Annotated in this window: 19 protein-coding genes; 11 read left to right on the plus strand and 8 right to left on the minus strand. The window is 67.4% G+C overall.

From position 1 onward, the window contains the following. Position 1 precedes the first annotated feature (1 nt). Complete coding sequence (locus AC07YZ_RS13595) at positions 2 to 1,462, minus strand: NAD-dependent succinate-semialdehyde dehydrogenase (RefSeq protein WP_494795126.1); 1,461 nt, start codon at positions 1,460 to 1,462, stop codon at positions 2 to 4. 320 nt (positions 1,463 to 1,782) lie between these two features. On the opposite strand from AC07YZ_RS13595, the gene AC07YZ_RS13600 reads away from it, so the two are divergent. The 3 genes from AC07YZ_RS13600 to AC07YZ_RS13610 all read left to right on the plus strand — a co-directional run bounded on the left by AC07YZ_RS13600 (position 1,783) and on the right by AC07YZ_RS13610 (position 5,617). Beyond that, positions 1,783 to 3,303, plus strand: coding sequence for an APC family permease (locus tag AC07YZ_RS13600; RefSeq protein WP_494795127.1), 1,521 nt, complete (start codon positions 1,783 to 1,785; stop codon positions 3,301 to 3,303). A gap of 86 nt (positions 3,304 to 3,389) precedes the next feature. After that, complete coding sequence (locus AC07YZ_RS13605) at positions 3,390 to 4,673, plus strand: aspartate aminotransferase family protein (RefSeq protein ID WP_494795128.1); 1,284 nt, start codon at positions 3,390 to 3,392, stop codon at positions 4,671 to 4,673. Then, positions 4,670 to 5,617 carry a phosphotransferase enzyme family protein gene (locus AC07YZ_RS13610; protein WP_494795129.1) on the plus strand — a complete coding sequence of 316 codons (948 nt, stop codon included), beginning with the start codon at positions 4,670 to 4,672 and terminating at the stop codon, positions 5,615 to 5,617. The genes AC07YZ_RS13605 and AC07YZ_RS13610 overlap by 4 nt, the downstream gene beginning before the upstream one ends. 23 nt (positions 5,618 to 5,640) lie before the next feature. Here AC07YZ_RS13610 and AC07YZ_RS13615 read toward each other — a convergent pair whose 3' ends face one another. After that, positions 5,641 to 6,645: a helix-turn-helix domain-containing protein gene (locus AC07YZ_RS13615; RefSeq protein WP_494795130.1), complete on the minus strand. Its 1,005-nt coding sequence runs from the start codon at positions 6,643 to 6,645 to the stop codon at positions 5,641 to 5,643. A gap of 86 nt (positions 6,646 to 6,731) precedes the next feature. Further along, on the minus strand, positions 6,732 to 7,490 hold the full coding sequence (locus tag AC07YZ_RS13620; RefSeq protein ID WP_494795131.1) for a glycoside hydrolase family 25 protein: 759 nt from the start codon (positions 7,488 to 7,490) through the stop codon (positions 6,732 to 6,734). A gap of 195 nt (positions 7,491 to 7,685) precedes the next feature. Here AC07YZ_RS13620 and AC07YZ_RS13625 point away from each other — a divergent pair, with 195 nt between their 5' ends. Then, complete coding sequence (locus AC07YZ_RS13625; protein ID WP_494795132.1) at positions 7,686 to 9,377, plus strand: AMP-binding protein; 1,692 nt, start codon at positions 7,686 to 7,688, stop codon at positions 9,375 to 9,377. Here the strand turns inward: AC07YZ_RS13625 and fghA are convergent, their stop codons facing one another. Next, positions 9,378 to 10,214: an S-formylglutathione hydrolase gene (gene fghA, locus AC07YZ_RS13630; protein ID WP_494795133.1), complete on the minus strand. Its 837-nt coding sequence runs from the start codon at positions 10,212 to 10,214 to the stop codon at positions 9,378 to 9,380. It abuts the gene before it with no gap. Between the two features lie 5 nt (positions 10,215 to 10,219). Then, positions 10,220 to 11,326: an S-(hydroxymethyl)glutathione dehydrogenase/class III alcohol dehydrogenase gene (locus AC07YZ_RS13635; protein WP_494795134.1), complete on the minus strand. Its 1,107-nt coding sequence runs from the start codon at positions 11,324 to 11,326 to the stop codon at positions 10,220 to 10,222. 81 nt (positions 11,327 to 11,407) lie between these two features. Between AC07YZ_RS13635 and AC07YZ_RS13640 the strand changes: the two genes are divergently transcribed. Further along, complete coding sequence (locus AC07YZ_RS13640) at positions 11,408 to 12,229, plus strand: endo alpha-1,4 polygalactosaminidase (protein ID WP_226491927.1); 822 nt, start codon at positions 11,408 to 11,410, stop codon at positions 12,227 to 12,229. A 2-nt stretch (positions 12,230 to 12,231) separates the two neighbouring features. Here AC07YZ_RS13640 and AC07YZ_RS13645 read toward each other — a convergent pair whose 3' ends face one another. Then, positions 12,232 to 13,428, minus strand: coding sequence for a urate hydroxylase PuuD (locus AC07YZ_RS13645; protein WP_494795135.1), 1,197 nt, complete (start codon positions 13,426 to 13,428; stop codon positions 12,232 to 12,234). 195 nt (positions 13,429 to 13,623) lie between these two features. Then, entirely contained in the window at positions 13,624 to 14,454 is an 831-nt protein-coding gene (xdhC, locus tag AC07YZ_RS13650; protein WP_494795136.1) for a xanthine dehydrogenase accessory protein XdhC, read from the minus strand. Positions 14,455 to 14,857: 403 nt separating this feature from the next. Between xdhC and AC07YZ_RS13655 the strand changes: the two genes are divergently transcribed. Beyond that, entirely contained in the window at positions 14,858 to 15,205 is a 348-nt protein-coding gene (locus AC07YZ_RS13655; protein ID WP_413465733.1) for a hypothetical protein, read from the plus strand. Between the two features lie 207 nt (positions 15,206 to 15,412). Here AC07YZ_RS13655 and uraH read toward each other — a convergent pair whose 3' ends face one another. Further along, the gene (gene uraH, locus AC07YZ_RS13660) at positions 15,413 to 15,766 is read right to left on the minus strand and encodes a hydroxyisourate hydrolase (RefSeq protein WP_494795137.1); all 354 of its coding nucleotides are present in this window, start codon (positions 15,764 to 15,766) and stop codon (positions 15,413 to 15,415) included. Positions 15,767 to 15,836: 70 nt separating this feature from the next. Here uraH and AC07YZ_RS13665 point away from each other — a divergent pair, with 70 nt between their 5' ends. The 5 genes from AC07YZ_RS13665 (at position 15,837) to AC07YZ_RS13685 (ending at position 23,007) form a co-directional block, all read left to right on the plus strand. Continuing rightward, complete coding sequence (locus tag AC07YZ_RS13665; RefSeq protein ID WP_494795138.1) at positions 15,837 to 16,502, plus strand: GntR family transcriptional regulator; 666 nt, start codon at positions 15,837 to 15,839, stop codon at positions 16,500 to 16,502. After that, positions 16,499 to 17,449 carry an allantoinase PuuE gene (gene puuE, locus AC07YZ_RS13670; RefSeq protein WP_494795139.1) on the plus strand — a complete coding sequence of 317 codons (951 nt, stop codon included), beginning with the start codon at positions 16,499 to 16,501 and terminating at the stop codon, positions 17,447 to 17,449. Before AC07YZ_RS13665 ends, puuE begins: the two co-directional genes overlap by 4 nt. A gap of 10 nt (positions 17,450 to 17,459) precedes the next feature. Then, complete coding sequence (gene uraD, locus AC07YZ_RS13675; protein WP_494795140.1) at positions 17,460 to 19,355, plus strand: 2-oxo-4-hydroxy-4-carboxy-5-ureidoimidazoline decarboxylase; 1,896 nt, start codon at positions 17,460 to 17,462, stop codon at positions 19,353 to 19,355. Between the two features lie 7 nt (positions 19,356 to 19,362). Further along, on the plus strand, positions 19,363 to 20,616 hold the full coding sequence (locus AC07YZ_RS13680) for a M20 family metallopeptidase (protein WP_494795141.1): 1,254 nt from the start codon (positions 19,363 to 19,365) through the stop codon (positions 20,614 to 20,616). A gap of 93 nt (positions 20,617 to 20,709) precedes the next feature. Then, positions 20,710 to 23,007, plus strand: a complete 2,298-nt coding sequence (locus AC07YZ_RS13685; protein ID WP_494795142.1) for an NADP-dependent malic enzyme — start codon at positions 20,710 to 20,712, stop codon at positions 23,005 to 23,007. The last annotated feature ends 11 nt before the right edge of the window (positions 23,008 to 23,018 follow it).

The raw sequence follows: 23,018 nt of genomic DNA on the forward strand, positions 1-23,018 counted from the left end.
TTCAGAACGGTTGGCCTACCGTGATGGTTTTGATTTCGGTGTAGTGCGTGATGCCCTCGGGGCCCTGTTCGTGGCCGATGCCGCTCTCGCGGATGCCGCCGAAGGGCAGCTCGGGCTGCGAGACGCCGAAGTGGTTGATGCCGACCATGCCGGCTTCGATGCCTTCGCCCAGGCGGTGGGCGGTGTGCAGGTCGCGCGTGAAGGCGTAGGCGCCCAGTCCGTAGGGCAGCGCGTTGGCCTCTTCGATGGCGCCGTCCAGCGTGTCGTAGGGCTGGATCACGGCGATGGGGCCGAAGGGTTCCTGCTGCATCAGCCGCGTGCTGGCCGGGGCTTCGGCGAAGACGGTGGGTTCGAAGAAGAAACCCGGCCGCGCCACGCGGTGGCCGCCGGTGAGCAGGCGCGCGCCCTGGCCCACGGCATCGTCCACGAAGCGCTCCATGTCCTCGATGCGGCGCGCGTGCGAGAGCGGCCCCATCTGCGTCGCGGCGTCCAGGCCCGAGCCCAGGACCAGCTTCTGCGCGGCGGTGGCGAAACGTTCGCTGAAGACGGCCAGTTGCGCGCGCGGCACGTAGAAGCGGATCGGCGAGGCGCAGACCTGGCCCGCGTTGCGGTACTTGGCGCTGACCGACTGCTTGAGCACGAAGTCCAGGGCGCTGCCTTCGGCCATGTCATCGGCCACGATGACCGGCGCGTGGCCGCCCAGCTCGCCGGTAAAGCGCTTAACGTGGCGCGCGGCCTGCTCGCCCAGCAGCTTGCCCACGGCCACCGAGCCGGTGACCGAGACCTTGGCGATCTCGGGCCGCTCGATCAGGAACGAAGACACCAGCGCCGGATCGCCCCACACGAGGTTGATCGCGTCGGCGGGAACCCCCGCGTCGAGGAAGCAACGCACCAGCAGCATGGCGCTGCCCGGCGTTTCTTCGGCCGGCTTGAGCACCACGCTGCAACCCGCGGCGAGCGCACTGCCGAGCTTTCGGCTGGGCAGGTTGACCGGAAAGTTCCAGGGCGTGAACGCGGCCACCGGGCCCACCGGCACGCGCTGCACGGTGTGCGAGAGGATGCCGTCGACCCGCGGCGCCACGCCGCGGCCATAGAGGCGTTTGCCCTCTTCGGCCTGGACATCGATGATGTCGGCCGAGAGCAGCACCTCACGCTTGGCTTCGGCCAGCGGCTTGCCCTGTTCGAGCGTGAGCACCGTGGCGATCTCATCGGCGCGCTGGCGCAGCAGTTCGGCCGCGCGGCGCAGGATGACGTAGCGGTCGTGCGGGCGCACGCGGCGCCATTGTTCAAAACCGCGCTGGGCCGATTCGGCGGCGGCCGCCAGCTCGGCCGGGCCGGCCAGGGGCAGCATGCCCAGCGAGGCTTCGTCGGCTGGGTTGATCACCGGGCGTTCGCCGCCCGATCCGCTGGACAGCCATTGGCCGGCCACGTGAAGTGAAAGAGCAGGGTAGTGGGCAGTCATGCGGCGCACTGTGCCTGTCACACCCGGATGGGCGTGATCGGAAATGCGCAAAACCACCTCTCGGGTTTACCCTGAGTGCCCTTTTTTCGCCCCGGTTCAGGGTGTCCGATGGCAGAAAGCCAGGACGGAGCGCGCCCAGGAGGGAACGTCTGTCGCTTCATGGTGCTCAGCGCAGCAGCACCGCAGCCGATTGGGAGAAACCCGGACCCCATCGTGCGCAGTTTTGATAACCCGTTTGGCCGCCCGTCCCTAGCATCCGTCCACCCTGGCGCCAAAAGCCAGTGGCACGGATCACACAGACACAACGACGAGGAACAGCCATGAACACCGCTTCCACTTCACTTTCATCGTCCGGGCCTTCCCCGGGCACCGAGTCCTCCCTGCGTTCCGGTCGCCTGGGGGTGATCGGCATCGTCTTCTTCGTGGTCGCCGCCGCTTCGCCGCTGGTGGGCATGACCGGGGCACTGCCCGCCGCCATCCTGCTGGGCAACGGCGCCGCCGCGCCGGGCGCCTACCTGCTGGCGGGTCTGATCCTCCTGCTGTTCAGCGTGGGCTATGCCGCCATGAGCCACCAGGTGACCAACTCCGGCGCGTTCTTCGCCTACATCGGTCGCGGCATGGGCCTGCACCTGGGCGTGGGCTCGGCCTTCGTCTCGCTGCTGGCCTACCTGGCCATCCACTTGTCGATCTTCGGCTTCTTCGGTGGACTGATGGCCGAGCAGGCCGGGGGGCTGCCCTGGTGGGGCTGGTCCCTGGTGGCGTGGGCCGCGGTGACCTGGTTGTCGCTGCGCAGTGTCGACGTGGGGGCGCACGTGCTGGGTCTGTTGATGGGGCTGGAGCTCCTGAGCCTGGTGGTCACTGCGGTGGCGATCTTCGTGCAGGGTGGCCCGGAGGGGTGGAATTTTGCGGCGTCCTTCAGCCCGGCCAACATCCTGGCCGGTGGTCTGGCGGGCTCCGCCGGCATCGCGCTGGCCTTCGCGTTCGCCTCTTTCGTGGGCTTCGAAGCCACCGCCATCTACGGTGAAGAATCGGTCGACCCCAAGCGCACCGTGCCGCTGGCCACGTACGTCGCCGTGGTGCTGATCACCGTCCTGTTTGCCTTCACCTCGTTTGCGGTGGTCAGTGGCCTGGGCGCTGGCAAGGTGATGGACCGTGTGGTCGAGCTGTCGTCGGTCGACGGCGCGCCCCTGGTCAATCCCGCCAATGTGCTGTTCACGCTGGCCGGCCAGTATGTGGGTGACTGGCTGTCCGCGCTGATGAAGAGCCTGGTGCTCTCCAGTCTGTTTGCCGCCATGCTGGCGTTCCAGAACTCCGCCGCGCGCTACCTGTTTGCCCTGGGTCGTGGCGGCACCCTGCCGGCCGCACTGGCCAAGGTCAACCCGCGCGGTGCACCGTCGGCCGGCTCGATCATCGTCTCGGTGATCACCGCCGCCGTCATTGCCCTCTTTGCGGTGACGGGCCTGGACCCCATCCTCAACATGTTCTTCTGGTTCTCCGGCCTGGCGGTGGTCTCCATCCTGCTGATCGAGATCCTGGTCTGTCTGGCGGTGATCGCCTGGTTCCGCCGAGTGCCCGGCGACGCGAACATCTTCCAGTCGCTGATTGCGCCGGTGCTGGCCACCGTCGGCCTGTCGGTCGGGCTCTACCTCCTGTTGGCACGGTTCGGCCTGCTGACGGGGGCCGTCGCCGAAGGCATGGACCCGACGACCACCTCCTGGGCCATGAATGGTCTGGGCTGGTTCATGGCGCTGATGCCCTTTGGGGTGCTCGTGCTGGGCTACTTCTTCGCGATCGTTCGCCACAAGGAGAACAAGGAACTGATCCAGGACGTGATCTCCTGAGGTCTGGACGCGTGGGCTGAAGAAGTTCTGGCGCCGCAGGCGCCAGAACTCGTTTTTCCTGGTTGGCTGTTTTGATGGAATCTGCAATGAATGAAACCGAACTGATGGAGAGAAGGCGCTCCCTTCTCGGGCCGAATGTGTCCACCTTCTACCAGCGTCCGATCCACATCGTGAAGGGCGAGGACGTGTGGCTGTGGGACGCGGAGGGCCGCCGCTACCTGGACTGCTACAACAACGTGCCACACGTCGGGCACTGCAACCCGAGGGTGGTGGACGCGATCTGTTCGCAGAGCGCACAGCTCAACGTGCACAGCCGCTACCTGCACGAGAACCTGGTGAACTACGCCGAGAAGCTGACGTCCACCTATGGCGGCGAACTCTCCAACGCCTTGATCACCTGCACCGGCTCCGAGGCCAACGACATCGCGCTGCGCATGGCCGAAGCCATGACCGGCAAGCGCGGGGTGATCGCCACCGATGCCACCTACCACGGCAACACCAGCCTGGTGAGCCAGCTGTCGACCGGCAATGCGCCGACGTTCGGTTACGGGCTGGACCAGTACGTGCGCCATGTGGAGGCGCCCGACAGCCTGCGGATTCCTGACCCTCAGGGGCTGCGCTTCGCCGCGAAGGTGCAGGAACAGATTGACGAGCTGGAGCGCTCGGGCATCGGCTTCGCGGCGCTGATCGTGTGCCCGCTGTTCTTGAACGAAGGCTTTCCCACCCAGGCCCCGGGCTGGTTGCGCCCGACGGAGCAAGTGGTCCGTGACGCCGGTGGCCTCCTGATCTGCGACGAGGTGCAGTCGGGCTTTGCCCGCAGCGGCAGCCATTTCTGGGCGCACCAGAAGCAGGGCGTGACGCCCGACGTGGTCACGATGGGCAAACCCATGGGCAACGGCTACCCGGTGGCGGGCCTGGTCACGCGGCCGGAGGTGATGGAGCGCTTTCGGAACTCCTACCGCTACTTCAACACCTTTGGCGGCAATCCCGTGGCTTGCGCTGCGGCGATGGCCGTTCTGGAAGAGATTCAGCAGCGCAACCTGCAGGCCAATGCCGCCAAGATCGGTGTCCTGGCCGCGAAGGCGCTGACCGGACTGTCCAGGAAGTACGGCGTCATCGGCGACGTGCGCCAGAGCGGCATGGTGTTCGGCGTCGAGTTCCTGAAGGACAAGACCACGCTGGAGCCCGCCTCGGGTTTCGCTGACCAGGTGGTGGAGGCGATGCGCGACCGGGGTGTTCTGCTCTCCAAGCTGGGACGGCACAAGAACACCCTCAAGATCCGCCCGCCCATGACCTTCTCGGAAGAACACCTGGGCCTGCTCGTGCAGACGCTGGACGATGTCCTGGCCGAGCTGGCGCCGCAGTCATGATGGATCTCGCCACAACGGCGGCCGCCCGGTGGGGCCTAGCGAATGCGCGCCTGCAGTTCGTGGCCGGTCGGGAGAACCAGGTCTACCGGGTCTCCGACGCCACCGGCGACTACGCCCTTCGTCTCAAGCGTCCGGGTTATCGCCAAAGCATCGAACTCGAATCCGAGCTGCAGTGGATGGCGGCGCTGGCCCAGGCCGGTCTGCTGGTGCCCAGGCCCGTACCGTCGCAGGCAGGCCGGCTGCTCGAAGAGGTGAACGGCCACCAGGTGGATCTGCTCACCTGGCTGCCTGGTCAGACCCTGGGCGCCTTGTTGACCTGTGGCTCAGAGGACGATGCCCAGGGGCTGTTCGAGCGCCTCGGGCGGCTCATGGCGCAGTTCCATGCGGCCTCCGATGCCTGGGCCAAGCCCGTCGGTTTTGCGCGCGTCACGTGGGACGCCGACGGCCTGCTGGGCGAGGCGCCGCTCTGGGGACGCTTCTGGGAACATCCAGCGCTGCCGGCCGAAGACAAGGCCCTGTTTGAGGACTTCAGGGCCAGGGCGGCGCAAGCCCTGCGCCTGATGGCCAGCGGCCTCGACCATGGTTTGATCCATGCCGATCTCGTTCGCGAAAACGTGTTGATCAGCGATGGCCGGATCGGGATGCTGGACTTCGACGATGGGGGCTGGGGTTATCGGGTGTTCGATCTGGCCACCACGCTGCTCAAGTTCCTCGACGCGCCCAACTTCTCCAGGCTGAAAGATGCGCTGCTACGGGGCTACCTGAGCGTCAGGTCGATCGACACGGGTTGTCTCGACCTGTTCCTGGCGCTGCGTGCGGTGACCTATGTCGGATGGATTGTTCCTCGCCTGAGCGAAGACGGCGCTCTGGATCGCAGCCATCGCTACATTGCGACCGCTCGAAATACCTGCTCACGCTATTTGATGAATTCGTCGGACAGCTGATCGACGACCCAAGGGCCCCATGTCTATCGGCGCCATGCCCGCGCCAAGGTCTCGGACGGCAGTTCGAAGAAGTGCTTCTTGTAGTCGAGCGAGAACTGGCCCAGGTGCCAGAAACCCCAGCGCGCGGCCACGTCCTGCACCGTGTCGGACGCGCTGGCGTTCTTCAGGCCGCGCCGCACGCCATTGAGCCGCAGGGCGCGCAGGTACTGCGTGGGCGAGGTGCCCAGCACGTCCTGGAAACAGTAGTTGAGCTTGCGCCGGCTCGCGCCCACGCGGCTGCACACCTGCAGGATGGACAGCGGTTCGTCGGGGTGGGCCAGCATCAGTTCGCAGGCCTTGTCCACCATGCGCTTGCGCCGCTCCAGCGTGTCGAGCTCGGAGATGTCCACCGACGGCGGCAGCGCTTCGATCCACTCGATCAGGATGTCGTCACGCAGTTGGTTCAGGGCCGACGCATCGGGGTACTGCTGCGCCAACGCGAGCGACTGCTGCAGCGCCTGCAGGTGCCGCTGGCGCAGCACGTCGGCGGCGGCGCTGGAGGCCTCCAGCACCAGCTGGTGCTCCAGCCAGCCGGCCAGGGGCTTGTGGTACATGAGCTCCCACAGCGGGTTGAGCAGGCTGCGCTCGACCACGATCGCGATCATGGCGTGGTTGACCGGCGTGACCAGGTCGATCTGGTTGCCGCGCCCGCACATGATCGCGTCGGGCGCGACCTTCTGGCCATGGAAGAACACCGGCGACGGCGCCTGCACCGACATGGCAAAACCGTACACGCTGTCGCCCAACTGGCCGCGCTGGCGCACGGCCAGATTGGTGCGCTCGCCAAACAGGCGCAGGCCTTCGAGCTGCACCATGGTGAGCTCGCCACGGAAGCTGCCCTGCGAGAGCTGCTCGTAGCCAAACCGCCACGAACCCTGCGCCGCGGCGTGGGCGTCCACGTCGAAGGTCAGCACCGCGCGCGCCCAGCCGCTGGCGGGCTCGGCGTCGTCGGATTCAACAGGGGTGACTGGTTGGGTCATGGTGTGCATGGGCATGCGTTGCAATAACCGTACCGCAAGACGCCGTCGGCCGCAGCCTAACAGCGGGCGATCCCACTGGAGGCCCCACCCTGCCGTCAGCGCGGACTTTTCGTCGCCGGGGAAACCGGGGAGGTCTTCACCGCGCCGTTCGCCCCGGCACTTTTCGAAGGCAGCCGCAACAGCTGCAGGCTCGCGGCGTCACCATTGAACACGTTGCCGTCAATCGGCGCCTTGGCGCCCGGGGGCTGCCAGGTTTCGGTGTACTGCCACAGGGTCCAGCTGGACCAGCCGTCGGGCACCGTCGGCGCGGGCACACCGTACTGGGCCACCCACAGCGGATGGCCCGGGAAGTGCTGGCGCATCGCGTGGTTCCAGAAATCGGGACCGGTGTAGATGATGGCGGGCTGGCCGTAGTGCGCTTCCAGCGCGTTGAGGAAGGCGGCGAACTGGGTGTGCAGGTCGCCGTCAACCGGCGCCTTGATGCGCTCGATGTCCACGACCGGCGGCAGGTCACCGGGTTGCAGATCGACATGGCGGATGAACCACGCCGCCTGCGCGGCTCCGTCATCGTTGGTCTCGTAGAAGTGGTAGCCGCCGCGCAGCAGGCCGGCCGCCTGCGCGGCGCGGAAGTTGTCGGCGAACGCCGGGTCCAGGTAGTCCATCCCGTCCGTCGCCTTGATGAAGACGAAGCGCACGCCGCCAGCGTACAGCGCGGTCCAGTCCACCGCCGTGTTGTGGTGCGAGGTGTCCACCCCCTGCGGCTGGTCGCCCGGGGTCGCCGCGCTGGCCATGCCAGCGACCCACCACACGAGCAGCAGGCCCCATCGGGCAAAGGGATGGCGGAGAAAGCGCATGGAGAGGCGTGTCGACCACATGCGGCAAAGTATCGCACCTTGTCCGCGCGTCACGGTCCTCCCACCGCGGCGGCCACCCTGCGGCGAGGCATCCGGGACACATGGCCCCCCCCGAACAGGTGAAACCCTCTAAACGCTTGGGCGCCCGCTTGGTAGATTGGCGGGTTCACACAACACCCTCAAGGAGACAAGAACATGCCAAAGATCGCGCCCGACCTGCTCGCGCTGCAGCGCCTGTACCACTGGGAGAAGACCGCGCCCAACCGCGTGGCCCTCACGCAGCCCATGGGCGCGGGCGCGGTGCAGGACTTCACCTGGAGCCAGATCGGCGACCAGGTGCGGCGCATGGCAGCGCACCTGCAGTCCCAGGGCTGGGAGCCGGGCTCCAAGGTGGCCATCCTCTCGAAGAACTGCGCCTGGTGGATGATGAGCGACCTGGCGATCTGGATGGCCGGCCATGTGTCGGTGCCGCTGTACCCCACGCTGGCGGCCGAGACGGTGCGCCAGATCCTGACCCACAGCGAGGCCAAGGCCTGCTTCGTCGGCAAGCTCGACGGCTGGGAGGGCATGAAGCCCGGTGTGCCCGAAGGCCTGCCCTGCATCAGCTACGCGCTCTCACCGCTGGACGCGATCGAAAGTTACGAAGGCTGGGACACCATCTGCGGGCGCCACCAGCCGCTGCAGGGCACACCGCTGCGCCAGGGCGAAGAGCTGGCCACGCTGATCTACACCTCGGGCACCACCGGCCTGCCCAAAGGCGTGATGCACAGCTTCGAGAATTTCGCCTGGGCACTCGACTCCGGCCTCAAGCGCATCCCCATGTCGGCCGACGACCGCATGCTGTCCTACCTGCCGCTGGCGCACGTGGTCGAGCGCATGCTGGTTGAACACGGCTGGCTGCGCACCGGCATGCACGTGTATTTCGCCGAGTCGCTCGACACCTTCGCGGCCGACCTGCAACGCGCTCGGCCCACCATCTTCTTCTCGGTACCGCGCCTGTGGGTGAAGTTCCAGCAGGGTGTGCACCACAAGATGCCGCCGGCCAAGCTCAACCGGCTGCTGAGCATCCCCATCCTGGGCGGCATCGTGCGCAGGAAGGTGATGAAGGCGCTGGGCCTGGACCAGTGCCAGTTCGCCGCCGGGGGCGCCGCCCACATGCCACTGGCCCTGCTGCAGTGGTACAGCCGGCTGGGGCTGCACATCAACGAGGGCTACGGCATGACCGAGAACCTCGCGCTCTCGCACATCACCGAGCCGGGCAAGAACCAGCAAGGCACGGTGGGGCCGGTCTACGAGGGCGTCGAGCACCGCATCGACCCGGCCACGGGCGAGGTGCAGATGCGCAGCCAGGCGCTGATGCTGGGCTACTACAAGGACCCGGAAAGGAGCCGCGAGGCCTTCACCGAAGATGGCTGGCTCAGGACCGGCGACAAGGGCGAGATCGACGCCCAGGGCCTGCTGCGCATCACCGGCCGGGTGAAGGACCTGTTCAAGACCGGCAAGGGCAAATACGTGGCGCCCGCACCGATCGAGGACAAGCTGGTGGAACACGAAGCGGTGGAGGCCTGCGTGGTGACCGGCGCCAACCTGGGCCAGCCGCTGGGCATCGTGATGCTCAACGCCGAGGCCGTGGCCCGGGCGGCCGATGCCGGCGCACGCGCCGAACTCGAACGCTCACTGGAACAACACCTTCAACGCCTCAACGCCACGCTCGACCCGCACGAACAGCTGCAATGCCTCGTGCTCGTGACCACCGCCTGGACGGTGGACAACGACGTGATCACCCCGACGTTCAAGGTCAAGCGCAACCGCATCGAAGACCTGTACGCGAAGCACTACGAACGCTGGGAATCCTCGGGCCGCAAGGTGATCTGGCAAAACAGCTGATCAGGCCAGCAGCGTGCGCGCGTGGTGGCGCAGGTGGTCGTCGATGAACGAGGCGATGAAGTAGTAGCCGTGGTCGTAGCCCGCGTGGCGGCGCAGGGTGAGCGGCTGGCCCGCTTCGGCACAGGCGGCTTCCAGCAGGTGGGGGTGCAGCTCGGCGGCGAGGAACTGGTCCGCCAGGCCCTGGTCCACCAGCAGGGGCGGCGCCTTGTGGCCTGCCTTGATGAGCTCGGTGGCGTCGTGCGCGGCCCAGCCGCTGCGGTCCTCGCCGAGGTAGCCGGTGAAGGCCTTTTCACCCCAGGGGCACTGGCTGGGCGCCGCGATGGGCGCGAACGCCGAGACGCTCTGGTACTGCCCCGGGTGGCGCAGCGCCAGGGTGAGCGCGCCGTGCCCGCCCATGGAATGGCCAAAAATCCCCACCCGGTCGGCGCGGGCCGGGAAGTGGGCCAGCACGAGGTGGCGCAGCTCCTGCGTGACCCAGGTCTCCATGCGGAAACGGCCCGCCCAGGGCGGCTGGGTGGCGTCGAGGTAGAAGCCCGCACCGTGGCCGAAGTCCCAGGCGGCGTCGGCCGCGTCGATACCGGTGCCGCGCGGGCTGGTGTCGGGCGTGACGATCATCAGCCCGAGCTCGGCCGCGAGGCGCTGGGCGCCGGCCTTGATGGCAAAGGTCTCTTCGGTGCAGGTCAACCCGGCCAGGAAGAACAGCACCGGCACCGGGCCGTGCGCGGCCTGCGGCGGCACGAACACGCCGAACTTCATGGGCAGGCCGATGGTGTGCGAGCTGTGCCGGTAGAAGCCCTGCACGCCGCCAAAACAGTGGTGCTGACTCAGCGTTTCCATGGTGGTCAGTACTCCACCACCGCGCGGATCGATTCGCCACTCTTCATCAGCTCGAAGCCCCGGTTGATGTCTTCGAGCTTGAGCTTGTGGGTGATCAGGTCGTCGATGTTGATCTTGCCGTCCATGTACCAGTCCACGATCTTGGGCACGTCGGTGCGGCCGCGCGCGCCGCCGAAGGCCGAGCCCTCCCACTTGCGACCGGTCACGAGCTGGAACGGCCGCGTGCTGATCTCGGCGCCCGCTTCGGCCACGCCGATGATGATGCTGCGGCCCCAGCCCTTGTGCGTGCACTCCAGCGCGTCGCGCATCACCTGGGTATTGCCGATGCACTCGAAGCTGTAGTCGGCGCCGCCGTCGGTCAGCTGCACGATGGCGTCAACGACGTTGGCGTGGTCCTTGGGGTTGATGAAATGGGTCATGCCGAACCGGCGGGCCATGGTTTCGCGCGCTGGGTTCAGGTCCACGCCGATGATCTTGTCGGCCCCCACCATCCTGGCGCCCTGGATCACGTTCAGGCCGATGCCGCCGAGGCCGAACACCACCACGTTGGCACCCGCTTCCACCTTGGCGGTGAAGATCACGGCGCCGATGCCGGTGGTGACGCCGCAGCCGATGTAGCAGACCTTGTCGAACGGCGCGTCCTCTCGGATCTTGGCCAGCGAAATTTCGGCCGCGACCGTGTAGTTGCTGAAGGTGCTGGTGCCCATGTAGTGGAAGATGGGCTTTCCGTCCAGGCTGAAGCGGCTGGTGGCGTCGGGCATCAGGCCCTTGCCCTGCGTGCCGCGGATGAGCTGGCAGAGGTTGGTCTTGCGGCTCAGGCAGAACTTGCACTGGCGGCACTCGGGCGTGTAGAGCGGGATGACGTGGTCGCCCTTCTTGAGCGAGGTCACGCCCGGCCCCACGTCCACCACGATGCCCGCGCCTTCGTGGCCGAGGATGGCGGGGAAGATGCCTTCGGGGTCGGCCCCCGAGAGCGTGTAGTAGTCGGTGTGGCAGATGCCGGTGGCCTTGATCTCGACCAGCACTTCACCCAACTTGGGGCCCTGCAGATCGACGGTCTCGATCGTCAGGGGTTCGCCGGCCTTCCAGGCCACGGCGGCGCGCGTTTTCATGAGGTCTCCCTTCCGTTGAAAATAGCTAGGTTAATGCACACAAGCCATCCCTTGTCACCGGAGTCCCAAATGCCCTGTTCAATGTTCTCTCCCATTCGGTTCGTGTTCGCGCTGGCGGTTGCCACCACTGCGGCGCTGGTGAGCGGATGTGGCGGAGGCGATGGTGAAGGAACGTCGTCCCGCTGGACCCCGGCCGTTTCGGACACCTGGCAATGGCAGTTGTCCGGGACCATCAACACCGCCCATGCGGCGAAGGTGTACGACGTCGATCTTTTCGATGCACCGACAGCCACCTTGAACCAGCTCAAGTCCCAGGGCAGACGGGTGGTGTGTTACTTCTCGGCGGGCAGCTCCGAAAACTGGCGGCCCGACTTTTCGCGGTTTGCCGCGGGCGACATGGGCCGCCCCCTGGCCGGCTGGGCGGGCGAGCGCTGGCTGGACACCCGCTCGGCCAACGTCCGCGCGGTCATGAAGGCCCGGCTGGAACTGGCCGCCGCCAAAGGGTGCGACGGTGTCGAACCGGACAACGTGGACGCCCACACCAACCCATCCGGCTTCCCGCTGGATGCCGGCACGCAACTCGACTACAACCGTTTCCTGGCCCGCGAGGCCCACGCGCTGGGCCTGGCCGTCGGCCTGAAGAACGATGTCGATCAACTGGCGGCACTGGCGCCGGACTTCGACTTTGCCGTCAACGAGCAGTGCCACGAATACGACGAGTGCGGCGGCTATGCCGCATTCATCAACGCGGGCAAGCCGGTGTTCAACGCCGAGTACCACCGCCGGTGGCGCGACAACGCCGCCGAAAGGGACCGCTTGTGCCAGGCCTCCCGGGCGCTCGGCCTGCGCACGCTGGTGCTGCCGCTGGAACTGGACGACCGGTTCCGCTTCAGCTGCGACTGAGCTCAGTTCACCGGCGCGCCGGCCTTGAACCACTGTGCGAACAGGGCGCGCTCGTCCTCCGTGAGGCCGGTGGCGTTGTTCATGGGCATGGCCTTCATGACCACCACCTGCTGGTAAACCATCTGCGCGTGCTGCTTCAGGCCATCGGCCGAGTCCAGGCGCACCCCCTTGGACTGCAACGCTTCGCCGTGGCACATGACGCAGCGCTGCTCGATCACCGGCCTAAGCTGTGCATAGCCCACCTTGTCGGGCACGGCCACCGCGGCCACCGGCGCCGGCTTGAGCCAGACGATGAGCGCGAGCAGCACCACCAGGCCGACGGCCGCGTAGGGCCAGGGGTGCGGGCAACGCCCGAGCTTGTAGCCGTGGCGCATGACGAAGAACTGGCGGATCGCGGCGCCCGCAAACATCATGCCGATGAGAATCAGCCAGTTGTGTTCGTTTGCGTAAGTGAAGCTGTAGTGGTTGCTCAACATGGCGAACAGCACCGGCAGCGTGAAGTAGGTGTTGTGCACGCTGCGCTGCTTGCCGCGTTGGCCGTGGACCGGGTCGATCGGGCGCCCGGCTTTCATGTCGGCCACCACGGTGCGCTGGCCGGGGATGATCCAGAAGAACACGTTGGCGCTCATCGAGGTGGCGAGCATGGCGCCCACCAGCAGGAAGGCGGCGCGGCCGGCGAACATCTGCGTGGCCGCATAGGCCGCGACGCAGACCAGCACCAGCACCAGCGCGCCGACCTTGGCGTCGCCGTTGCGGGTCTGCCCCAGCGTGCGACAGATGGCGTCGTAGGCGAACCAGAACACCACCAGGAAAGCCAGCGCGGCGACGATGGCGCCGGCCGGACTCCACGGCATGACCTTGGGGTCGATCAGGTAGACGCTGGGGCTCCACAGGTACGAAATGAGGAACAGCGCAAAGCCCGAGAGCCAGGTGGAATAACTTTCCCAGTAGAACCAGTGCAGGTGCTCGGGCAGCGTGGGCGGCGCGCCCGCGAACTTCACCGGGTGGTAAAAGCCGCCACCGTGCACCGCCCAGAGCTCGCCGCTGACGCCGTCCTTCTTCAGCTGTGGGTCAACGGGGGGCGTGAGGCTGCTGTCGAGAAAGACGAAATAGAAGGAAGAGCCGATCCAGGCGATGGCGACGATGACGTGCAGCCAGCGCAACAGCAGGTTGGCCCAATCGAGCAGATACGTTTCCATGGCACCTCAACACGACGACGGACGGGCCGTCTGGGTTTTCGACTCACCACCGCGGGCGCTCTGAGCCGACTGAGGGCCGCGTTTGAACACCCATCCTGGGGATGAGCGCCCTGCTCCGCTGCGACCGGTCAGCCAAAAGTGTATACAGTTTTTGAAGACATTCCAACCAGCCCGAACCCGGAATCTCCGGCGCCTTCAGCGGTCCGGGCCAGCGTGCTCCAGAAGCAACAACTGCGCCACCACCGAAGCGGCGATCACCGCGGGCGCCTTGCCCGTGATGCCCGGCAGGCCGATGGGGCAGGTGATGTGGGCCAGCTCGTCCGCGCTGAAACCGCGAGCTTCCAGGCGGTGGCGGAAGGTCGCCCATTTGGTGCGGCTGCCGATCAGGCCCACGAACGGCAGGTCGGCCTGATCGCGCTGGCGCTGCAGGCAGGCCGCCACGATATCCAGGTCTTCGGCGTGCGAAAAGCTCATGATCAGCACGCGCGAGCCCGGCGCCAGATCGCGCACCGCGGCCTGCACCGGGTCGGAGTGTTCGGCGCGCACGGCGCCGGGCAGCTCGGCGGGGAAAACGCCGTCGCGGCTGTCCACCCAGAGCACCTCGAACGGCAGGGGCGCCAGCGCCTGCACGAGGGCATGGCCCACATGACCACCGCCGAACAGGGCCACCGGCGTCAGGGGTCGCGCAAGAGCCTCGCGCAGGCGCTCGGTGTCGGCCGCCGTCACCGGCTCAAAGCGCAGCCGCAGCACGCCGCCGCAGCACTGGCCGAGGCTCGGCCCCAGCGCCACGCTCTGCGCCCAGGGTGCCGATGGCGTGCCCGAGGGGGCGCTCAGGTGGGCACGGGCCTGCCGCAACGCGTCCCACTCCAGGTGCCCGCCCCCGATGGTGCCCACCATGCCGCTGGCGAACACGGCCATCCAGGCACCGCTCTCGCGCGGCACCGATCCGCGGGCCTGCGCCACCGTGACCAACACGGCCGGCTCGGTCTGCAGGCGCTGCAGGCAGTGGTTCAGTTCGCTGGGCATTTGTGGTGTGTTTGCCTAAAATATGTGCAGGAATGTAAACGCGGTGAACAGGACCGAGTATCCCCGGCTCTTCGCCCGATACGGCCCACCAAACCGCCATAGACTGCATGGGCCAACCCATATGGCGCCGGTTGGGAACCCTCCTTTTGGCCACAGTGCGCCACCCGATTCTCACCGCTTGAGGGACCCGCGAATCATGAAAACCACCTGTCCGGCGCCGCGCTCCCACAAGGATGCACCGCCTTCGCCCGCAGTGTCCCCCAGCCGACGTGCGCCATGGGGTCTTCTGGGCACCTGCACCGCCCTCTTGCTCGCGTCGTGCGCCGCGCGGGTGCCGCCCCCGCCCACCCCCGAACCCGCCGCACCGCTGCCTCCGCCCGCCACCGCCCTGGAGCCGACACCGGTGTCCAACGCCGTCAGCCCCCGAGACTACCGCCGCGACGGCGCCCGCCACATCTACAGCAAGAACGGGCACCGCATCTACAAGGGCCAGATGCCACCGTTGATGCACGCGGTGGGCGTGCTGCAGGTGGACCTGGACCGCAACGGCCAGGTGCGCAAACTCAACTGGATGCGCGCGCCCAGCCATGCGCCCGATGTGGTGCGCGAGATCGAACGCACCGTCATGGCGGCCGCGCCCTTCCCGGCCCCCGTGCGCCTGGGCGGCGTGGTCTACACCGACGTCTGGCTCTGGGACAAGAGCGGGAATTTCCAGCTCGACACGCTGACCGAGGGACAGCGGGACAGGTAACCCCCCCCCCCGCGCCGCCTGCGGCGTCACCCCCCAGGGGGGCGATGCGAGTGGCCCGGCAAAGCCGGTTCCACCGCATCCTTGATCGAAGGCACGTCGCACCGGAGGGGGAGTTTGACCCAGGGCACCGCCGGGCCGGCTTTGCCGGACGGCCAGTGCCGCCCCCCTTTGGGGGGTGACGCCGCAGGCGGCGCGGGGGGAGCAGCGTCAGCTGCCCCTGTATGTGGAATAGCTCCAGGGGCTCACCAGCAGCGGCACGTGGTAGTGCTCGCTGGGGTGAGCCACGCCGAAATCGATTGATACGCGGTTGAGGAAATTGGGCTCGGGCAGGGCCACGCAGCGGCGCGCGAAATAGCCTTTCACGTCGAACACCAGGCGGTAGGTGCCGACCTTGAGGCTGGCGTTGTCGTAGAGCATGCCGTCGGGGTTGCGGCCGTCGGCGTTGAGTTCGAAGCGCTTGACCAGCGTGGCGAAGTCGCCGTCCGTGGTGAAGAGCTCCACCGCCATGCCGGCGGCGGGACAGCCGTGCATGGTGTCCAGAACGTGCGTACTCAAGCCCATGGTGCGTCCTTTGAAAAGCGGTCGACTGAAAGTGTATACACTTTTTGCCTTTTCTGGCTATGATGCCCGCATGGACACCTCCAGCACCCACCAGATCGTCGCGTCGCTCACGCGGGCCATCGTGGAACACCGGCTGCACCCGGGCACCAAGCTGGCCGAGCAGAAGCTGGCCGACCACTTCGGGGTCTCGCGCACGCTGGTGCGCCAGGCGCTGTTCCAGCTCTCGCAGAACCGCCTGATCCGGCTGGAGCCCGCGCGTGGCGCTTTCGTGGCCACCCCTTCGGTGGAAGAAGCGCGGCAGGTGTTCGCCGTGCGCCGCATGCTCGAAACCGAAATGACGCGCGCCTTCGTGCGGCAGGTGACGCCGTCCCGGATCAAGGCGCTGCGCGAGCACCTGGCCCAGGAAAAGCAGGCGATCGACCAGCAGGACGTGAGCGGCCGCACCGAGCTGCTGCGCGACTTCCACGTGCGCATGGCCGAACTCATGGGCAACCAGGTGCTGGCCGAGCTGCTGCGCGAGCTGATCTCGCGCTGCGCGCTGATCACGCTCATGTACCAGAGCACGAACGCGGCCGAACACTCCAGCGAAGAACACGCGGCCATCGTCAAGGCGCTGGCCGCCAAGGACGAAGACACCGCCGTGCACCTGATGAATCAACACCTGTTGCACGTGGAAGAAGGCCTGACCTTCGACCGCAAGCTGCCGACCAACGACATTTCCATGGCCTTGTCATGACGATCTACGACTCCACCGCACCGTACCCCCGAGACCTGATCGGTTATGGCCGCGACGTGCCACATGCGCGCTGGCCGGGCGGGGCGCGCATTGCCGTGCAGTTCGTGCTGAACTACGAAGAAGGCGGCGAGAACTCGGTGTTGCACGGGGACGCAGGTTCGGAGCAGTTCCTCTCGGAAATGTTCAACCCCGCGGCCTTCCCGGACCGCCACATCAGCATGGAAGGCATCTACGAATACGGCTCGCGCGCGGGCGTGTGGCGACTGCTGCGGGAGTTTGAAAAACGCGGCCTGCCGCTCACGGTGTTTGGCGTGGCGACCGCGCTGGAAAAACACCCTGAGCTGACCGCCGCGTTCCAGCAGTTGGGCTACGACATCGCCTGCCACGGACTCAAGTGGATCCACTACCAGGCCGTCGACGAGGCCACCGAGCGCGCCCACATGGCCGAGGCGATGGCGATCATCGAGCGCCTGAGCGGAGAACGTCCGCTGGGCTGGTACACCGGCCGTGACAGCCCCAACACGCGCCGCCTGGTGGCCGATTTCGGCGGCTTCGAATACGACAGCGACTACTACGGCGACGACCTGCCGTTCTGGATGAAGGTGAAGAAGAGCGACGGCAACGACGCCCACCAGCTCATCGTGCCCTACACGCTGGACTGCAACGACATGCGCTTCGCCCTGCCCCAGGGTTATTCACACGCCGACCCGTTCTTCCAGTACATGAAGGACACGTTCGACGCGCTCTACGCCGAGGGCGACCCGGACGGCCTGGACCGCCCGAAGATGATGAGCATCGGCATGCACTGCCGCCTGCTCGGCCGGCCCGGCCGCATCACCGCGCTGCAGCGTTTCCTGGACCATATCCAGTCGTTTGAGAAGGTGTGGGTGGCGCGGCGGCTGGACATCGCGCGGCACTGGAAGGCCACACACCCGGTGAGTGCCTGAGGTGAACCCCATGCCGATCACGCTGGACCAACTCAACGCCGCGCCGCTGGCCGAGGCCGCGATGCTGCTCGACGGCCTGTACGAACACTCCCCCTGGATCGCCGAGCAGGCCCTGGCGCAGCGCCCCTTCGCTTCGCTGGCCGCGCTGAAACACGCCATGGTGCGCGTGCTGAATCTAGCCGGCGTGGAACCGCAGCTCGCCCTGATCCGCGCCCACCCCGAGCTCGCGGGCAAGGCCATGGTGAGCCAGTCGCTCACCGCCGAGTCCACCCACGAGCAGGCCAAGGCCGGCCTGACACACTGCACGCCCGAGGAGTTCGCCCACCTCCAGCAACTCAACGCCGACTACAACGCGAAGTTCGGTTTCCCGTTCATCCTCGCGGTCCGCGGGCCGCGTGGCACGGGCCTCAGCAAAGCGGAGATCATCGCCACCTTCGAGCGGCGTCTGCACCACCCGGTGGACTTCGAGCGCGCCGAGTGCCTGCGCAACATCCACCGCATCGCCGAGATCCGGCTGAACGACAAGTTCGGCTTCGAGCCCACGCTGGGCAACGCGGTGTGGGACTGGCACGAAGACCTGGCCCGCCACACCGACCCGGGTTACGCCGAGCTCGGCCAGCTCACCGTGACCTACCTGACCGACGCGCACCGCGCGTGTGCGGCGCAGCTGCAGCGGCAGATGCTGGCGCTGGGGTTTGACGAGGCGCACATCGACGTGGTGGGCAACGTGGTGGGCGTGTACCACGCGGGCCCTCACCCCAACCCTCTCCCAGAGGGAGAGGGAGTGAAAACCGGTTTCACCGCCGGGCCGCCCCAAGGTGAAACACGCCCCCTCGGGGGGCAGCGACCCGCGCAGCGGCAGAGCGTGGGGGCCAAGACCCTGCTCACGGGCAGCCACTACGACACCGTGCGCAACGGCGGCAAGTACGACGGGCGTCTTGGCATCTTCGTGCCCATGGCCTGCGTGCAGCAGCTGAAGCAGGCCGGCCGGCGCCTGCCCTTTGCCATCGAAGTGGTGGGCTTCGCCGAAGAAGAAGGCCAGCGCTACAAGGCCACCTTCCTGGGCTCGGGCGCGCTCACCGGTCACTTCAACCCAGCCTGGCTGGACCAGCAGGACGCCGACGGCATCAGCATGCGCGCGGCCATGCAGCACGCCGGCCTGCCCGCCACGCTGGACGCCATCGCCGCGTTGCAACGCGACCCATCGAAATACCTCGGCTTCGTCGAGGTGCACATCGAACAGGGCCCGGTTCTCAACGAACTCGATCTGCCGCTGGGCGTCGTCACCTCCATCAACGCCAGCGTGCGCTACCTGGGTGAAGTGATCGGCATGGCCAGCCACGCCGGCACCACGCCCATGGACCGCCGCCGTGATGCCGCATGCGCCGTGGCCGAACTCGCGCTCTACGCCGAACAGCGCGCCGCGGCCGACGGCGACTCGGTCGCCACCATCGGCATGCTGCAGGTGCCCAATGGCTCCATCAACGTGGTGCCAGGCCGCTGCAGCTTCAGCCTCGACCTGCGCGCGCCCAGCGACGCGCAGCGCGATGCGCTGGCCAAGGACGTGCTGGCGAAACTCGGCGACATCTGCGGCCGCCGTGGTCTGCGCCACACGCTGGAAGAAACCATGCGCGCCGCGGCCGCACCGAGCGCCCCGGCCTGGCAAGCGCGCTGGGAAGCCGCCGTGGCCGCGCTCGGCCTGCCGCTGCACCGCTTGCCCAGCGGCGCCGGCCACGACGCCATGAAGCTGCACGAACTCATGCCACAGGCCATGCTGTTCGTGCGCGGGCAGAACAGCGGCATCAGCCACAACCCGCTCGAATCCACCACCAGCGACGACATGGACCTGTGCGTGCGCGCCTTCGCGCACCTGCTCGAACAACTCGCCGCCGAACACCCAAGCTGAACACCCCATGACCACTCCGCAACAACAACTCGACGCCTGGATCGACGCCCACTTCGACGAAGAAGTGCGGTTCCTGCAGGAACTCGTTCGCGTGCCCACCGACACGCCGCCCGGCAACAACGCGCCGCACGCCGAGCGCACGGCCGAGCTGCTGGCAGCCATGGGTCTTGCGGCTGAAAAGCACGCCGTGCCCGAGGCCGAAGTGAAAGCCGCCGGCCTGCAGTCCATCACCAACCTGATCGTGCGCCGCCGCTTCGGCGACGGTGGCCAGACCATCGCGCTCAACGCCCACGGCGACGTGGTGCCACCCGGCGAAGGCTGGACGCACGACCCCTATGGTGGCGAGATCGTGGACGGCCGGATCTATGGCCGCGCCACCGCGGTGAGCAAGTGCGACATCGCCAACTTCACGTTCGCCATCCGCGCGCTCGAAGCGCTCCGCACCCCCCTGAAGGGCGGCGTGGAACTGCACGTGACCTACGACGAGGAATACGGCGGTGAGGTCGGCCCGGACTGGCTGCTCAAGAACGGCCTGACCCAACCCGACCTGATGATCGCCGCCGGCTTCAGCTACCAGGTGGTGGTGGCGCACAACGGCTGCCTGCAGCTGGAAGTGACGGTGCACGGCGACATGGCGCACGCCGCCATTCCCGACAGCGGCACCGACGCGCTGCAGGGTGCGGTGCACATCCTCAACGCGCTCTACGCGCTCAACGCCGACTACCTCAAGGTCACGTCCGGCGTCGAAGGCATCACCCACCCCTACCTCAACGTGGGCCAGATCAGCGGCGGCACCAACACCAACGTGGTCCCTGGCAAGGTGGTGCTCAAGCTCGACCGCCGCATGATCCCCGAGGAAGACCCGGCCGAGGTGGAAGCCTCGCTGCGCCGCACCATCGCCGAAGCGGCGGCCAGCTACCAGCCGCCGCGCAGCGGCCGCGCCATCGGCGTGGACGTGAAACGCATCCTGCTGGCGCGTGCACTCAAGCCCCTGCCCGGCAACCAGCCCCTGGTCGACGCGATCCAGAAGCACGGCCAAGCGGTGTTCGGTGAGCCCATTCCCGCGGTGGGCACACCGCTCTACACCGACGTGCGCATTTACGGCGAACGCGGCATCCCCGGCGTGATCTACGGCGCCGGCCCGCGCACCGTGCGCGAGTCCAACGCCAAACGCGCCGACGAGAACCTGCTGCTGGAAGACCTGCGGCGCGCCACCAAAGTGATCGCCCGCACCCTGCTGGATTTGCTTCAGGCACCTTAAGCACCACCTGTGGAATGCCCCAGCAGATGGCCGGCGGGCAGCGTGCCACAATGACCGCCCGCCCACGCCGGGCGGCCCGATTCTGGAGACACCATGACCCCCGCTGAACAAGCCCTGCGCGACGCCGCATTCGAATACCACCGCTCCCCCAACAAAGGCAAGATTTCCGTCAACCCGACCAAGCCGCTGTCCAACCAGCGCGACCTGTCGCTGGCGTATTCGCCGGGCGTGGCCTACCCCTGTCTGGCGATCGAAGCCGACCCGACGATGGCGGCCGAATACACCTCGCGCGGCAACCTCGTGGGTGTGATCACCAACGGCACCGCCGTGCTGGGCCTGGGCGACATCGGGCCACTGGCGAGCAAGCCGGTGATGGAAGGCAAGGGCTGCCTGTTCAAGAAATTCGCCGGCATCGACGTGTTCGACATCGAACTGGCCGAGCGCGACCCGGACAAGCTGGTCGACATCATTGCCGCGCTGGAGCCCACGCTGGGCGGCGTGAACCTGGAAGACATCAAGGCGCCCGAGTGTTTCTACATCGAGAAGAAGCTGCGCGAGCGCATGAAGATCCCGGTCTTCCACGACGACCAGCACGGCACGGCCATCATCTCCAGCGCCGCCCTGATCAACGGTCTGGAACTGGTCGGCAAACAGATCGGTGAAGTGAAGATGGCGGTGTCGGGCGCGGGCGCCGCGGCCATCGCCTGCCTGGACCTGATGGTCAACCTCGGTGTGAACATCGAGAACATCCTGGTCTGCGACTCCAAGGGCGTGATCCACACCGAGCGCGCCGACGCCGTGGCGGGCAAGCTCGACGAGTCCAAGCGCCGCTACTGCCGCAGCACCAGCGCACGCACGCTGGCCGACGCGCTGAACGGTGCCGACGTGTTCCTGGGCTGCTCGGCCGCCGGCGTGGTGGACGCCGACATGGTCAAGAGCATGGGCACGCAGCCCATCATCCTGGCGCTGGCCAACCCCGAGCCGGAAATCCGGCCCGAAATCGCCAAGGCCGCGCGGCCGGACTGCATCATCGCCACCGGCCGCTCGGACTACCCGAACCAGGTCAACAACGTGCTGTGCTTCCCCTACATCTTCCGAGGCGCGCTCGACTGCGGCGCCACCAAGATCACGGAAGAAATGAAGATGGCCTGCGTGCGCCAGATCGCCGAGCTCACCAAGAGCGAGATCAGCGACGAAGTGGCCGCCGCCTACGCCGGCCAGGAGCTGGTGTTCGGCCCCGACTACATCATCCCCAAGGCCTTTGACACCCGCCTGATCCTGAAGATCGCGCCCGCCGTGGCCCAGGCCGCGGCCGACTCCGGTGTGGCCACGCGGCCCATCGCCGACATGGAGGCCTACAAGGAAAGCCTGGGGCGTTTCGTCTACCAGACCGGCATCCTGATGCGGCCGATCTTCAACGCGGCCAAGGCCCTGCCCGACAACCGCAAACGCGTGGCCTTCGCCGACGGCGAAGACGAACGCGCGCTGCGCGCCGCCCAGATGGCGATCGACGACCACCTGGCCGTGCCGATCCTGATCGGGCGCCCGGCCGTGATCGCCGCGCGCATCGAAAAAGCCGGCCTGCGCATGCGCCTGGGGGTGGACGTGCAGAACACCAACCCCGAGGACGACCCGCGCTTCCGCCAGTACTGGGAGCACTACCACAAGCTCATGGCGCGCAACGGCGCCACGCCCGAGGTGGCCAAGGCCGCCGTGCGCCGCTCCAACACCATCATCGGCTCGCTGATGGTGTCGCTGGGCGATGCGGACGCTCTCATCTGCGGCCTGGTGGGCAGCTACAACACCCACCTGGAGCGCATCGACGCGATCCTGGGCAAGCAGCCGGGCGTGACCAACTACGCCGCCGTCAACGCGCTCATGACCGACCGCGGCCCGATCTTCATCACCGACACCTACGTCAACGAAGACCCGAGCGCCGAGCAGCTGGCCGAGATTGCCTACATGGCCGCGCAGCAGGTGCAGCGCTTCGGCATTCCGCCCAAGGTGGCCTTCCTCTCGCATTCGAGCTTTGGCTCCAGCAAGCGGGCGTCGGCCAAGAAGATGCGCGCCGCGCGCGACCTCTTCGTGGCGCAGCACCCCGAGATCGAGTGCGACGGCGAGCTGCATGGCGACGCCGCGCTGCAGGAAGAAATCCGCCGCAGCTACGACGCCCAGACCACGCTCACCGGCTCGGCCAACCTGCTGATCTGCCCCAACCTGGACTCGGCCAACATCCTCTACAACGTGCTCAAGACCACGACCAGCGGCGGCGTCACCGTCGGCCCGGTGCTCATGGGCGCCGCGGCCACGGCCTACATCCTCACGCCCGCGGCCACGGTGCGCCGCGTGCTCAACATGACGGCCCTGGCCGCCGCCGCCAGCCCGCGCTGACCCGGCCCCAA

The organism is Hydrogenophaga sp. GW101-3F08, assembly GCF_059424585.1.